Raw genomic sequence first — 13413 nt, 5'->3', positions numbered from 1 at the left:
TCCACCACCCGGGTAGGGCGGTGGAGTCGTGACCCGTGGCCTCAGCGCCGAGGCCGCTCCGACGGAGCGGGGCGGATCTGCGTCTTCTCGGCGCCGCCCTGGGGCTCGGCCGTCGCGCCCGTGTCCTCGTCCTCGTCGTCCACGTGGGCGGGCATGGCCGGCGGGGGCCTGCGCGCGGCGAGCGCGGGGCGGGCCCCGGGAGGCGGAGGCCTGGGCGGCGGCGTGCCCGGGCGACGCGGCGGGGGAGGCCGGCCCGCGTCGGTGAGCAGCTCCTCGTCCACCTCCACCTTGGCCTCGGCGGCGTGGTCCATGCCGCTGGCGAAGGGGCTGCGGGTGGGCGGCGGCGTCTTGTCGTCGTCGCTCTCGGGAGGCGGCGGCGGGCGCGCGGCGGCGGGAGGCCGGGCGGCGGCCTGTCCCGCGGGCGGCGTGGCGCTGGCCACCCTGGGCGGCGCCGGCGTGGCGGGCTTCGCGGTGGGCAGGTTCGCGGGCACCTGCACCTGCACGGGCGCGGCGGCGGGCGCGGGCGCTCCACCAGCCTTGGCGGCCTTGGCCTCGCGCGCGCTCTGCTTGAGCTTCTCCTCGAACGCGGACCACTCCTGCTTGTAGTGCGCGGGGTCCGGCTGTCCCTCCTCGCGGTGCTTCAGCGAGGGCGCCCACCGCACGGTGTACGACTCACCGGCGTGGAACGTGGGCGGCGGCGGCAGGCCGTAGGTGGCCGGGTCGAAGAACGAGTCCTCCAGGTCGCTGAAGCCGTACGCCTTCGCCTTGGCGACGAAGTTGGGGATGATGCCCGTGGGCGCGTGGTAGCCGAGGATGTGGTCGTCCTCGTCCTTGGCCACCGGCGTGAAGACGAAGATGTCCTGCGTGCGGTAGTCGCCCTTCTCGTTGAGCGGCAGCACCTCCGACAGGGCAATCGTCTTGCGGCTGCCGTCGTGCAGACGCTCGCAGCAGATGACGAAGTTGATGGCGCTGGCCACCTGGGCGCGCACGGCCACCATGGGCAGCTCCACGCCGGACATGAGGCACAGGGACTCGATGCGGCGCAGCGTGTCCGTGGGCGTGTTGGCGTGCGTGGTGGCCAGCGAGCCGCCGTGGCCCGTGTTCATCGCCTGCATCAGGTGGAACGCCTCGCCGCCGCGCACCTCGCCGACGACGATTCGGTCCGGACGCAGACGCAGCGCCGAGTGCAGCAGGTCTCCCATGTCCACGCCGCCCTTGCCGAACTTGTCGGGCGGACGGCTCTCGAAGGCGACCACGTGCGTCTGGTTGAGCTGGAGCTCGGCCGAGTCCTCGATGGTGAGGATGCGCTCCTCGTCGGGGATGAGCGAGGAGACGATGTTGAGCAGCGTCGTCTTGCCGGAGCCCGTGCCGCCGGCCACCAGCATGTTGAGCTTGGTGGCGATGCCCGCCTCGATGAGCCGCGCCATCTGCGGCGTCAGCGAGCCGAACTTCAGGAGCGACTGGACGGTCAGCTTCTCCTTGAAGAACTTGCGGATGGAGATGGTGGTGCCGCGGCGGGCAATCGGCGGAATCACCACGTGGATGCGGCTGCCGTCCGGAAGGCGCGCGTCCAGGCGCGGGCGCTCCTCGGTGAGCATGCGGCCGACGAACTGGGCCATGTTGCGCGCGGCGCCGATGAGGCCTTCCTCGGTGAAGGCCGCGTCCGTCTTCGTCAGTCGGCCCTTCTTCTCGATCCACACGTCGGTGGGGCCGTTGATCATGATCTCCGACACCGACTCGTCGTCCAGATAGGGCAGGACGGGCTTGAGGAAGGCGCGGAGTGACTCGGTGTACATCGTCATGGCGCCTCGCAGGCTAGCGCGCCCGGGGCCTTCCCCCCAAGAACCCGTCCCGCCCGCCCGGTCGCTTCCAGTGCGGCTGTCACCCCCTGGACGCCGGGACGAAAGCGATGGGCCCCCCGCGCGGGCGGTGTTTCAATGCCCGACCTCGCAGGTCGGACGGGGAGTCACGCCATGTTGAAGGACGGGTTGCCGGAGGACTGGAAGCGGGAGCTGAAGTCCGCGCTCGATTCACCCTCGTTCCAGGAACTGGAGCGCTTCGTCGCCCAGGAGCGCGAGGCGGCCACCGTCTTCCCCTCGGAGGAGGACCTCTTCTCCGCCTTCCGGCTGACGCCCTACTCGGACGTGCGCGTGCTGCTGTTGGGCCAGGACCCGTACCACGGGCCCGGGCAGGCACACGGGCTGGCGTTCTCCGTGAAGCCCGGCGTGCCCTCCCCGCCCTCGCTGGTCAACATCTTCAAGGAGCTGGAGGCGGACGTGAACGAGCCGCGTCCCAAGACGGGCTCCCTCATCCCCTGGGCCGAGCAGGGCGTGCTGCTGCTCAACGCCGTGCTCACCGTGCGCCAGGCCCAGCCCAACAGCCACGCGGGCCACGGCTGGGAGGACTTCACTGACGCCGTCATCCGCGCGGTGAGCGCCAAGCAGGACGCCGTCGTCTTCCTCCTCTGGGGCAAGTACGCCCAGAAGAAGAAGAAGCTCATCGATGCGAAGCGCCACGTCGTCATCGAGGGCACCCACCCCTCGCCCCTGTCGGCCAGCAGTGGCTTCTTCGGCAGCAAGCCCTTCAGCAAGGTGAACCAGGCCCTGGAGTCCAAGGGCCGGCCCCCAGTCGACTGGCGCCTGTCCCGGTGAAGCGGCGGGCCGCACCGCGCGTCCGGGCACGAAGGCCGTGCCTCCGGGACGAGGCTTGATACGGTGCGTCGCGACATGACCGCCGCCTTCGTCGCCGCCTCCACGCCCGAGCTGCTGGAACCCAACGTCTACCGCACCCGCTTCCACGCGGACTGGTACCAGGGGAGGGGGGCCTATGGCGGCGTGGTGGCGGGCACGGCGCTGCGCGCGCTGGAGCACACGCTGGCGGACGCGGCCCGGCCGGTGCGCTCGTTCACCATGCACTTCTGCTCCCCGGCGGTGGAGGGCGAGGCGCGGGTGCTGACGCGCATCGAGCGCGCCGGGAAGCTCGTCACCCACGCCACGGTGCGCGTGGAGAACGACGCGGGCGTGGTGGCCGTGGGCAGCGCGACGTTCGGCGCCTCGCGCGGCGGGGCCCTGGAGTACCTGGACCTGACGCCCCCCAAGGTGCCGCCCCCGCTGGACGTGCCGGCGACGCCCGACGACGTGCCCATGCCGGACTTCTGCCGCCACTTCGAGTTCCGCTTCTGCCTGGGCTCGGCGCCGTACTCGGGCGCGGACGTGGCGGAGACGGGCGGCTGGCTCCGCCCCCGTCAGCCCACGGTGCTGGACGCGCCCCTGTTGGTGGGGTTGATGGACGCCTACCCCCCGGCGGCCCTCTCCCGCGTGGAGGGCTTCCGCCCGGCGGCCACGGTGGACTTCACCGTGCACTTCTTCCACCCGCTGCCCATGCCCGGGCTGAAGCCGGACGCCCACTTCCTGCGCACCGGGCGCTCGCGTCAGGCGGGCGAGGGCTACGCGGACGACTACCAGCAGCTGTGGACCGAGGACGGCGTGCTGCTGGCCCAGTGCCGCCAGCTCTTCGTGGTGATGGGCGGCTGAAGTCCCGCCATCTGGTAGTGTCGGCGGCGTGCAAGTGCTCTGGGTCGTCGTCACCGCCATCGCCGCGCTGCTCGCCGCGGTGGGTGTCCTCTTCGTGGTCGCCGGTCTCAAGGACGTCCAGCGCGCCCGGCGCACCCTGAGTTGGCCCACCGCGCCCGGCACCATCCGCTCCGCCGAGGAGTTCGAGCGCCGCCTCCCCGTCGCCGGCCCGGCCGAGCCCCGCATCCACTACGAAGCCGTCATCCACTACGAGTACACCGTGGGCCGCGTCCTGGTCGGCACCTCCACCCTGCGCGTGGACCCCGCCGCGTACACCAACCCGGAGCACGCCCAGTCCGTCCTCCGGCGCTATCCCCCGGGACAGGCCGTCCGGGTCGCCTACAACCCGGCGGACCCCACCGACGCGGTGCTGGAGCCCGGCGCGCACGCGCCCAGCTTCGTGCGGCTGGGCGTGGGGCTGGGGCTGGTGGCGCTCGGGGCCTGCATCCCGCTCGTGGCGCGCTGGTTCGCGGCGCGCCTGTAGGAAAATCTCCGTCCTGGACGCAACTGATCCACGTCCCCCGCGACAATCCCTTCACATTCTTTCCCGGCCAGTCCCCGGCCGAGGTCCGCCATGAGCGATCGCTCCTCCATCCGTCGCGGTCAGCAGAACCCGGTTCGCACCACCCAGACGCCGCAGAACGCCGCGGTGGTGAAGAACACGACCACGGACAAGGTCGTCAAGGACACCAACACGGGTGTCCAGACCACCTTCGAGAACGGCCGGCTCCAGAGCCACTTCGAGCGTGAGAAGAGCACCACGCAGAACTGGAACACCAGCTACAGCCACGAGTCGCAGCACGAGTCCACGGGCCGCGTGACGGGCGCCATGGCGAGCCTGCTGGGCGCCATCCCGAAGGTCGGCATCGACGGCCAGTTCACCAAGGGCGCGGCGGTCAAGAAGTTCGAGGGCGGCTTCGGCGACGCCAACAGCGTGGCCCAGGGCTACGGCAAGGTGAGCCTGCTCGAGGCCGAGCTCAAGGGCTCCGGCGAGGTGGGCATCGAGGGCGGCAAGCTGTTCGCCCGCGGCGACCTGGACGCGAAGGCCACGCTGGTGGACGCCGAGGGCACGCTGCGCGCGGGTGTCGGCCCCATCCAGGCGGAGCTGCAGGGCAAGGCGTGGGTGGGCGCGAAGGCGGGTCTCCACGGTGAAGTGACGGTGGACCCCATCAACGGCAAGTACGCGGCCCGCGTCGGTGGTGACGCGTTCATCGGCGCCCGTGCCGGTGCCACGGGCACGGTGAAGCTGGGCGACTACGGCGGCGTCACGGGCCGTGCGGAGGCCTGGGCCGGTGTGGGTGTCTCCGCCCGTGCCGAGGCCAGCTGGGACAACGGCCGCTTCAAGGCCCGCGTGGACTTCGGCGCGGCCCTGGGCGTGGGCTTCAAGCTCGGCTTCGACGTGGACATCAACTTCGGGAAGATCGCCGACGCGGTGAAGAGCGTCGTCGAGAAGCCGGTCGAAGTGGTCAAGGATGTGGTGAAGTCCGTCGGGAACTTCTTCAAGGGGCTGTTTGGCTGATGGCGGAGACCGCCAGGTACGACGCACTTCTCGCAGCCGGGGAGCTGGACCAGGCACGTCGGGAGGCCGAGGCCGCGCTCAAGCGCGATGCCTCGGACCTGGCGGCCCGGGTCGCGCTCGCCCGGCTCGCGGCATTCGATGGCAACGAGGCCCAGGCCGAGTCATGGCTCGCGGGCGTGAGCGCGGAGGAGCCGGACGTGCAGCTGGTCCGGGCCGCCCTGCTCACCCGGCGAGGTGACGCGGCGGGCGCCCTGGCGCTCTACCGGAAGGTGGCGAAGGCGCGCCCCCAGAAGGCCGAGGCCTGGTTCGGCCAGGGCTACCTCCTGGCGGAGCAGGGCGACAACGCCGGCGCCCGCACCGCGCTCGAGCAGGCGGTGAAGCTGTCGCCGGGCACGGCCATCCATCACTTCCACCTGGGGCGTGTGCTCTTCGCCCAGGAGAACCTGAAGGACGGCTTCCACCACCTCCAGGAGTCGCTGCGCCTCAACCCGAGGCACGGGCCCAGCTACCTGGTGCTCGCGGTGGCGCTCCAGGCGGGCGGTGAGCTGGGCGCGGCCGAGGAGCTGCTCACCACGGGCATCAAGGCGCTCGACGGCGACCCGTACCTGCTCAACGCGCTGTGCAACGTGCAGCTGGCGCGCGGCAACCTGAGCGGCGCGGTGGCCACGGCGGAGACGCTGGCGCGCGTGGAGCCGGACGCTCCCGCGGCGCAGGCGAACCTGGCGCGGCTGCGGCTGGCGCAGGGGCGGCTGACCGACGCGCTGGAGCTGTGCAGGAAGCTGGCGTCGCGCGGACAGGCCACCTCGCAGAGCCGCATGGTCGAGGGCATGGCGCTGGAGGCCATCGAGCCGGTGGACATCCCCGCCGCGCTGACGGCGTGGCGCGAGGCCATGAAGCTGGACCCGGACGACTGGGCCCCCGCCAACAACCTGGGCAACCTGCTGATGCGCATCCCGGAGGATGAGCTCCCGGGCGCGGGCCAGCAGGCGCTCGAGGCGCTGGAGGAGGCGCACCGCCGTGCGCCGGAGCGTCCCGAGCCGCAGCTCAACCTGGCGCTCGTGAGCGCGCGCCTGGGCGACAAGCAGCGGGCGACGCAGCTGGCTCAGTCGCTCTTGAAGCTGGAGCGCCTGGACCCCGAGTGGCGCGAGCAGGCCGAGCGGCTCATCAAGGCCCTGGCCTCCTGAGCTGAGGTGGCGGACGGGCGCTCACGGGCGCCCGTCGCCGAGACATGAAACACGTGTCTCACGCCGCCACGTTGGCGAGCTGCTTCATGAGCAGTCGAATCAGCTCCACGGGGTGGATGGGCTTGGGCAGCAGCTCCGCGCCGTAGCGGATGGCGACGGGGATGAGGTCATCGAGCTGCTCGTGGCCGGTGAGGAAGATGAAGGGCGCGTTGCACTCCTTCAGCTCGCGCATGGCGATGAGCACGTCCGCGCCGTTCATCGACGGCATGTTGTAGTCGCACAGGATGGCGGAGATGTTCCCCAACTCCTCCTGGAACGCGCTCTCGGGTGACTGCACCGTGCGCACCTGGAAGCCGGCGCTCTGCAGGATGTCCGTCACCAGCGAGAGCACGAACAGGTCATCGTCAATCACCAGCACGGTCTGCATCGCGCGCTCTCCCGGCAAGCCCGTCTCATCCTACGAGCCGGGCCAGCCAGGAGAGTAGGGCGAGCAACGCATTCCGTCAGCGCGGTGCGGGAGCCACGGGGTTCTGCTGACCCGGGGTGCCCGGCGACGGGATGAGCACCAGGTCCTCCTGCGGCGGAATCAGGTACTCGGCGCCCGTCTCGGTGACGACGGCCATCTCCTCCACGGAGAGGACCCGCATCGCGTCCGGGCCCTCCTTCCACGCGAAGAACCCGTCGAAGGCGAACACCTGTCCCGTCCGGATGATGCGCGTGGACTGGCCCTGCTTGGGCTTGTCCTTCGCCCCGCCGGAGAGCGCGGGCCCCACGTCATGCGCCCAGTAGCCCACGGGGTGGCCGGTGCCGAACATGTTCATCGGCTCCGAGCCCGCCTCCTTCATCCACACGCGCTGCGCCTTGTCCACGTCCCAGCCGCTGGCGCCCGGCTTGAGCGCCGCCAGCGCCACGCGGTTGCCCTGCCGGCCCTTCTCCCACTTCTCCAGCGCGTCCTTCGGCACCTCTTTCTGCCCCGGCGCGAGCACGTAGGCGAAGCGCTGGATGTCCGTGACCCACAAGTGGCCCACGCGGATGCCGAAGTCCGTCTGGATGAAGTCCCCGGGCTGAATCACCTTCTCCGTGGCGTGCGAGTGGCCACGCAAGGGCCCGCTGTTGACCGCCGGGTTCTGGTCCGGCGCCCACGCGTCCCCCACGCCCAGCTCCGCCATGCGCTTCTTGAGGAACTTCGCCACGTCCGAGTCCCGCGTCTTGCCCGGCACCACCGTGGCGTACGCCTCGACTTGCAGCTGCGCCGTGAGCGCCGCGGCCTTGCGCAGGATGTCCACCTCCTCGGGCAGCTTCACGGACAGCCACTCGGAGACGACGTCCTCGGACGACACCAGCTTCTTGCGCAACGCGGGCGACAGCGCCTTCTCCAGCGCCGCGCGCTGCGAGGACGACAGCCCGTCCGCCACCGTGACGGACGTGGACGCGTTGATGGCGATGCGCGCGGGCTTCGCCGCCGCAAGCCTCGCGGCCACCTGCGCATAGAGGTCCTGCCCGCGCTCCACCGAGATGACCTCGTCCAGCGGCGCCACCTCGCGCAGCGCCGTGGCCTCGCTCACCGGCGACAGCGCGAGCGAGCGCACCGTGTCCCCCTGTCGCAGGAACAGGAACGCCGCCGTGCCGCCCGCGTTCTCTCCGCCGACGTGGATCGCCAGCGGGTCGTTGTCGTTCTCCCGGCAGAGCACCACCCAGGCGTCCACGTTCGCGCGCGCCATGGCCTGCGGCAGCAGCTTCTGGATGCGCTCCTTGCGGATGCGCGGCCACGGGTCGCCGGAGACGATGGAGTCCTTGCCCGCCGCGCTCGCCAGGGGGGCGGCGAGGAGCAGGGCGGTGACGAGAGCGGACCGGACGCGCTTCATGCTTCGGGAATCCTTTCGGGAGAAGGCGCCGCCATCATCCCCGACCTCGTCCGCTCCCGGCACGGCCCCCGTGTGAAGCCCTGTCGCGTCGTCATGAAGAAATGCCCGGGCAAACCGGAGAAAACCGCGAGCGCAAGCGCCACCGCCGTCGCTCGTTTAAGGTGATGACCATGGCCAAGAGCTCCTCTCGCAAGTCCGCCGCGAAGGCGAAGGTGAAGGTGAAGAAGCCCGCCGCCCCCCGTGCCGCCGCTCCCCGGAAGAGCCAGGCGAAGCGGCCCGCCCGGCCCCCCGAGCCACCGCCCATCGTCCTCGAGGCCGAGCCCGTCTTCCCCGAGGAGCCCACGCTGGAGGACACCCCCAAGGCCCTGCCCGCGGGCGAGGAGGGCTCAGGCCGCGTGCTCCCCTTCGAAATCGACCCCAAGCGCATGGAAGAAGGCCTGCGTAAGCTCCAGGGCGAGGTGGTGCACTGGGCCAACAAGGGCCGCTACACCCGCGTGCGCTTCAAGTTCCGGGGCAAGCAGCTCTTGCCGGACCTGCCGCTCGCGGCCGTCGTCGCGGCGGAGGGGCTCACGTTCTACTGGGGCGGCATCCTGCGCGTGCTCATCGCCAACGTGGTGGGCGGCAGCGTGTTCCAGGTGGAGCTGGTGAACGACGCGGAGAAGCGCGTCCAGGCCGGCAAGGAGGCCCTGCTGTCGGGCGACGTGGACCAGGCCCTGGCCCTGTTCCGCGAGGCTGTCGCCATGGACCGGGACTCCGCGCCCGCACACCTCAACGTGGGCGTGGCCCTCAAGCTCAAGGGCGACAAGCAGGGGGCGCTCGCGGCCTTCGAGAAGGCCAAGGAGAAGGACCCCGAGGGCCCTGTTGGCACCGAGGCCGAACGCCTGGCCGCGCCCCTCCGTCCCTCGCCCGTCTAGCGTCCGTCCCGGGCGGTTCGGGAGGCCCGTTTTTCTTCGTCGGAAGCGGGCTGAAAACGGGGTGTTCGAGCGTTCAGTAGGGGGCGTTTTCCAGCGCTCCGTTGACTTGATTCCGGACCCCATCGCATGTGGGGTGTCCACCCCCTCGTTTCCCTTGTTGACGTAGGGAAATCCAGGGGTTACGAACGCTCCCTCACTGGACGGCGGCCCTTCACGGGGTCCCTCCGCGAACCTCCCAGAGCCCATGGCTGACGACACCACCGACAAGCCGGCCCCGCCCTCCCCGCCTCCTCCTCCGGACGGCGCTGGAGAGCTCATTCCCGTGAACATCGAAGACGAGATGCGCCGCTCGTATCTCGACTACTCGATGTCCGTCATCATCGGTCGCGCGCTGCCCGACGTACGCGACGGCCTCAAGCCCGTGCATCGCCGCGTGCTGTTCGCGATGAACGACCTGGCGAACTACCACAACCGCCCCTACAAGAAGAGCGCGCGCGTGGTGGGTGACGTCATCGGTAAGTACCACCCGCACGGCGACTCCTCCGTGTACGACGCCATGGTGCGCCTCGCGCAGCCGTGGAGCCTGCGCTACCTGCTGGTGGACGGTCAGGGCAACTTCGGCTCGGTGGACGGCGATATGCCCGCCGCCATGCGCTACACCGAAGCGCGCATGGACCGCCTGGCCGAGGAGCTGCTGGCGGACATCGACAAGGAGACCGTCGACTTCGGCCCCAACTACGACGACTCCCTCGAGGAGCCGCTCGTGTTGCCGGCGCGCTTCCCCAACCTGCTCGTCAACGGCAGCAGCGGCATCGCGGTGGGCATGACCACCAACATCCCGCCGCACAACATGACGGAGGTCATCAACGGGACGCTGCACCTCATCGAGAACCCCGCGTGCACCGTGCGGGACTTGATGGAGTTCATCACCGGCCCGGACTTCCCCACCGGCGCGTTCATCACCGGCCGCGAGGGCATCCACCGCGCCTACGAGACGGGCCGCGGGCAAATCACGGTGCGCGCCCGGTCGGAGATCGAGACGTCGAAGAAGGGGGACCGCGAGTCCATCATCTTCACGGAGATTCCGTACCAGGTGAACAAGGCGCGGCTCATCGAGAAGATCGCCGAGCTGGTGCGCGAGAAGAAGCTCGAAGGCATCAGCGACATCCGTGACGAGAGCGACCGTCAGGGCATGCGCATCGTCATCGAGCTCAAGCGCGACGCGATTTCTCAGGTGGTGCTCAACAACCTGTACCAGTCCACGGCGCTGGAGACGACGTTCGGCGCGGTGATGCTGGCCATCGACGGTGGCCAGCCGCGCACGCTGAACCTCAAGGAGCTGCTGGACCGCTTCATCGCCCACCGCCGCGACGTGGTGACGCGCCGCACGCGCTACGAGCTGCGCAAGGCGCTGGCGCGCATGCACATCGTGGAAGGTCTGCTCGTCGCGCAGGACCTCATCGACCTGGTGGTCAGCCTCATCCGCGCGTCCAGGGACCCGGACGAGGCGCGCTGGGGCCTGATGAACATCCTGTCGCCCACGCTGTACGAGCACGAGCGCTTCGCGAACCTGCAGCGCATCGACTACGACAAGGCGAAGGCGCAGATGGAGCTGCTCGTCTCGCGCGCGCGCAACGAGGAGCCGCAGTACCGGGGGCTGGCGCACAAGTACGAGGGCGCGGGCTTCAGCCAGGAGCAGGCGCAGAACATCCTCGAGATGCGCCTGCAGCGGCTCACCGGCCTGCAGCGCGAGGAGCTGTTCCGCGAGCTCATCGGCCTGGTGCGCGACGTGGCGCGCCTGCAGGACATCCTCGCCAACGAGAAGAGCCTGCTCAACGTCATCAAGACGGAGCTGATGGAGATTCGCGAGCGCTACGGCGACAAGCGCCGCACCGAGATCATCGGCGCCGTGGACGACATCACCAGCGAGGACCTCATCGCCGAGGAGACGATGGTGGTCACGCTGTCGCACACCGGCTACGTCAAGCGCTCGCCGCTGTCGGAGTACCGGGCGCAGAAGCGCGGTGGGCGCGGCAAGACGGGCGCGGCGACGAAGGAAGATGACTTCGTCAGCAAGCTCTTCGTGGCGAGCACCCACGCGTACCTGATGCCGATTACGACCAAGGGCAAGCTGTACTCGCTCAAGGTGCACCAGATTCCGGCCGCCAGCCGCACGTCGCGCGGCAAGGCGATGGTGAACCTGGTGCAGTTCGGCGAGGGCGAGAAGCTGGCCCAGGTGCTGGTGACGCGGGACTTCCCGGAGAGCCGCTACGTCTTCTTCGTCACGAAGAAGGGCGTGGTGAAGCGCACCGACCTGAGCGCGTTCGAGAACGTCCGCTCCAGCGGCATCATCGCGCTGGGCATCGACGAGGGCGACGAGCTGGTGGCGGTGATGATCACCGACGGCTCGAAGGACATCCTCCTGTCGACGGCCAGCGGCATGAGCATCCGCTTCCCGGAGTCGGAGGTCCGCTCCATGGGTCGTCAGGCCTTCGGCGTGAAGGGAATCACGCTGGAGGAGGGCGACGAGGTGGTGGGCGCCGTCGTGGTGGAGAACGAGTCCGCCATCCTCACGGTGACGGAGAACGGCTACGGCAAGCGCACCGAGGAGGCCGAGTACCGGCAGCAGGGCCGCGGCGGCAAGGGCATCATCGACATCAAGACCACCGAGCGGAATGGCAAGGTGGTGAGCGTGGTGCAGGTGAAGGAGTCGGACGAGGTGATGCTCGTCACCAACGGCGGGATGCTCATCCGCATGAAGGTGAAGGAGATCTCCGTCATCGGCCGCAACACGCAGGGCGTGCGCCTGATTGCGCTGGAGAACGACCAGGAGAAGGTGATGGCCCTCTCCAAGCTCCCCGAGGGCGAGGAGTCCGAGGAGGAGTCGGAGACGGCGACGCCCGCCGAGGGCGCTCCGGAGGGTGTGGTCGCGGAGGCCGTGGCCACCGAGGCCGAGGCCGCTCCCGCCGCCGAGGAGGCTCCTGCCTCCGAGACGCCGACCGAGGGCGGTGGCTCCGAGGAGCCGCAGGCCTGAGTCGGACCGTGATTTGAAACACCGAGGCCCCTCTTCCCCGTGCGTGGGGAGAGGGGCTTCGTCTTGGTGGGCGTGAGGTTAGAGAAGTCCGAGGAAGGTGATGGTGGAGGGGCCGCTCAAGCGCCGCAGTCCCTCCGGGCCGCTGCACGCGTCCAGGTCCGTGGAGAGGAACGTGGTGGTGCGCAGCACGGTGGCGCCCTGGAACTTGCCGGCCTCCACCGAGCCGACGTGGGTCAGCGTGAGCAGGAGGCCCTCGACGCGAGCGGCGACGCGGGTCTGCACGAGCGTGGAGGTCTCGCCGGTGTTCCAGACGAGCGTCCCACGAGCCCGTCCGACCTCCAGCAAGTCGAGACAGGAGAAGGGCGAGGCCCCCAGGTTGCCCACGGTGTACGTGGCGGACGTCAGGGTGGGGTCGAGCAGGGCCAGGCAGTTGCTGAAGACCGACGTGCCCGAGATGCCCACGTCCTGGCGCTCGTTGCGAAGCGGCGGTGCGTAGTGGAGGTCTCCCGAGCCCACCGGGCAGCTCGCGAGTGTCAGCAACGCCTGCTCCGCTCGCGCGGGCGCCTCCGCTGGAGTGCCTTCGTTGTCCCGGGGCTCGGGAGGAGATCCGCAGGACATCAGTGCTCCACTGACGAGCAGGGAGACGGTGATGCATCGCAGCAGGTGTTTCATGCGCGTGCTCATGGCAGCCCCAGCAGTGTCAGCGTCGTCACACCGGACATGCCCGGGACGCCGCGAGACGAGAAGCAGTCGAACAGGTTCACATCGAAGTACGTCAGGGTCCGGATGGCGGTCGCTCCCTGGAACTTCCCGGACTCGACCGTGCCCACGTAGGTGATGGCGACGGTGGCGTTGCTGACCTGGACGGAGCCTCGCGTCTGAAGCAGGGTGGAGGACTCGCCCGTGTTCCAGGTGATGTCCGCGCGTGCCGAGCCCACCTCCAGCAGGTCCTGACAGGCAAAGCCGGGCAGCTCGACGTGAACAGAGAGCTCGCCGGACGTCACCTCACCGGACAGCGAGACGCAGTTGGAGAACGTCGACGTCCCGGTGACGGTCGTGTCTCGAGGAACCACCGAGAGGGGCGGTGAAAAGCGATTCATCGTCGAGCCCACCGGACAGCTCATCACCGTCGGCAACTGCTGCCCCTGCGCGATGTCCTCGGGGGGCACGGGCGCGGGAGCCTCCCCACCGCAGCCCGACAAGACGCTTCCCATCAAACCTGACAGCAGCAGGGCGAGCCTGGACCCTCGACGCATGAGTGAACCTCCACGGAGTGCAAAGAGGCCGCAGGGATAGGGAGGACTTTCGACGTGGGCGACGTGGGA

At 69.9% G+C, this 13413-nt stretch carries 12 protein-coding genes; 7 read left to right on the top strand and 5 right to left on the bottom strand.

From position 1 onward, the window contains the following. Positions 1-41: 41 nt before the first annotated feature. The gene (locus tag OWM54_RS17065; protein ID WP_267698201.1) at positions 42-1802 is read right to left on the bottom strand and encodes a CpaF family protein; all 1761 of its coding nucleotides are present in this window, start codon (positions 1800-1802) and stop codon (positions 42-44) included. Between the two features lie 171 nt (positions 1803-1973). Between OWM54_RS17065 and ung the strand changes: the two genes are divergently transcribed. From ung to OWM54_RS17040, 5 genes are all read left to right on the top strand, one after another. Next, the gene (gene ung, locus OWM54_RS17060) at positions 1974-2651 is read left to right on the top strand and encodes a uracil-DNA glycosylase (protein WP_267698200.1); all 678 of its coding nucleotides are present in this window, start codon (positions 1974-1976) and stop codon (positions 2649-2651) included. A 63-nt stretch (positions 2652-2714) separates the two neighbouring features. Further along, positions 2715-3533 (top strand): acyl-CoA thioesterase, encoded by an 819-nt coding sequence (locus tag OWM54_RS17055; protein ID WP_267698199.1) that lies wholly within the window; start codon positions 2715-2717, stop codon positions 3531-3533. A gap of 28 nt (positions 3534-3561) precedes the next feature. After that, positions 3562-4056, top strand: coding sequence for a DUF3592 domain-containing protein (locus OWM54_RS17050; RefSeq protein ID WP_267698198.1), 495 nt, complete (start codon positions 3562-3564; stop codon positions 4054-4056). 90 nt (positions 4057-4146) lie between these two features. Further along, entirely contained in the window at positions 4147-5091 is a 945-nt protein-coding gene (locus tag OWM54_RS17045) for a hypothetical protein (protein ID WP_223749283.1), read from the top strand. Continuing rightward, positions 5091-6275, top strand: a complete 1185-nt coding sequence (locus tag OWM54_RS17040) for a tetratricopeptide repeat protein (protein WP_267698197.1) — start codon at positions 5091-5093, stop codon at positions 6273-6275. Before OWM54_RS17045 ends, OWM54_RS17040 begins: the two co-directional genes overlap by 1 nt. A 58-nt stretch (positions 6276-6333) precedes the next feature. On the opposite strand, the gene OWM54_RS17035 is transcribed toward OWM54_RS17040, so the two are convergent. Next, complete coding sequence (locus OWM54_RS17035) at positions 6334-6702, bottom strand: response regulator (protein ID WP_141326776.1); 369 nt, start codon at positions 6700-6702, stop codon at positions 6334-6336. A 76-nt stretch (positions 6703-6778) separates the two neighbouring features. Next, complete coding sequence (locus OWM54_RS17030) at positions 6779-8140, bottom strand: M24 family metallopeptidase (RefSeq protein ID WP_267698196.1); 1362 nt, start codon at positions 8138-8140, stop codon at positions 6779-6781. 170 nt (positions 8141-8310) lie between these two features. On the opposite strand from OWM54_RS17030, the gene OWM54_RS17025 reads away from it, so the two are divergent. Both OWM54_RS17025 and gyrA read left to right on the top strand, forming a co-directional pair. Further along, positions 8311-9054, top strand: coding sequence for a tetratricopeptide repeat protein (locus OWM54_RS17025; RefSeq protein WP_267698195.1), 744 nt, complete (start codon positions 8311-8313; stop codon positions 9052-9054). A gap of 244 nt (positions 9055-9298) precedes the next feature. Continuing rightward, on the top strand, positions 9299-12088 hold the full coding sequence (gene gyrA / locus OWM54_RS17020) for a DNA gyrase subunit A (RefSeq protein WP_267698194.1): 2790 nt from the start codon (positions 9299-9301) through the stop codon (positions 12086-12088). A gap of 78 nt (positions 12089-12166) precedes the next feature. Here gyrA and OWM54_RS17015 read toward each other — a convergent pair whose 3' ends face one another. Together OWM54_RS17015 and OWM54_RS17010 are read right to left on the bottom strand one after the other, a co-directional pair. Continuing rightward, the gene (locus OWM54_RS17015; protein WP_141326768.1) at positions 12167-12772 is read right to left on the bottom strand and encodes a hypothetical protein; all 606 of its coding nucleotides are present in this window, start codon (positions 12770-12772) and stop codon (positions 12167-12169) included. Next, positions 12769-13344 carry a hypothetical protein gene (locus tag OWM54_RS17010; RefSeq protein WP_267698193.1) on the bottom strand — a complete coding sequence of 192 codons (576 nt, stop codon included), beginning with the start codon at positions 13342-13344 and terminating at the stop codon, positions 12769-12771. Before OWM54_RS17010 ends, OWM54_RS17015 begins: the two co-directional genes overlap by 4 nt. Between the last annotated feature and the right edge of the window lie 69 nt (positions 13345-13413).

The sequence above is a fragment of the Myxococcus sp. MISCRS1 genome (assembly GCF_026626605.1).
Taxonomy (GTDB): domain Bacteria; phylum Myxococcota; class Myxococcia; order Myxococcales; family Myxococcaceae; genus Myxococcus; species Myxococcus fulvus.
The sequence above is the reverse complement of the archived record's forward strand: the minus strand, read 5'-3'. Positions and strand labels throughout refer to the sequence as shown.

Bases quoted from the DNA above. Each gene is read 5' to 3' on its own strand.
- OWM54_RS17065 (WP_267698201.1), bottom strand. From the start codon at position 1,802: ATGACGATGTACACCGAGTCACTCCGCGCCTTCCTCAAGCCCGTCCTG.
- ung (WP_267698200.1), top strand. From the start codon at position 1,974: ATGTTGAAGGACGGGTTGCCGGAGGACTGGAAGCGGGAGCTGAAGTCC.
- OWM54_RS17045 (WP_223749283.1), top strand. From the start codon at position 4,147: ATGAGCGATCGCTCCTCCATCCGTCGCGGTCAGCAGAACCCGGTTCGC.
- OWM54_RS17040 (WP_267698197.1), top strand. From the start codon at position 5,091: ATGGCGGAGACCGCCAGGTACGACGCACTTCTCGCAGCCGGGGAGCTG.
- OWM54_RS17035 (WP_141326776.1), bottom strand. From the start codon at position 6,702: ATGCAGACCGTGCTGGTGATTGACGATGACCTGTTCGTGCTCTCGCTG.
- OWM54_RS17030 (WP_267698196.1), bottom strand. From the start codon at position 8,140: ATGAAGCGCGTCCGGTCCGCTCTCGTCACCGCCCTGCTCCTCGCCGCC.
- OWM54_RS17025 (WP_267698195.1), top strand. From the start codon at position 8,311: ATGGCCAAGAGCTCCTCTCGCAAGTCCGCCGCGAAGGCGAAGGTGAAG.
- gyrA (WP_267698194.1), top strand. From the start codon at position 9,299: ATGGCTGACGACACCACCGACAAGCCGGCCCCGCCCTCCCCGCCTCCT.
- OWM54_RS17015 (WP_141326768.1), bottom strand. From the start codon at position 12,772: ATGAGCACGCGCATGAAACACCTGCTGCGATGCATCACCGTCTCCCTG.
- OWM54_RS17010 (WP_267698193.1), bottom strand. From the start codon at position 13,344: ATGCGTCGAGGGTCCAGGCTCGCCCTGCTGCTGTCAGGTTTGATGGGA.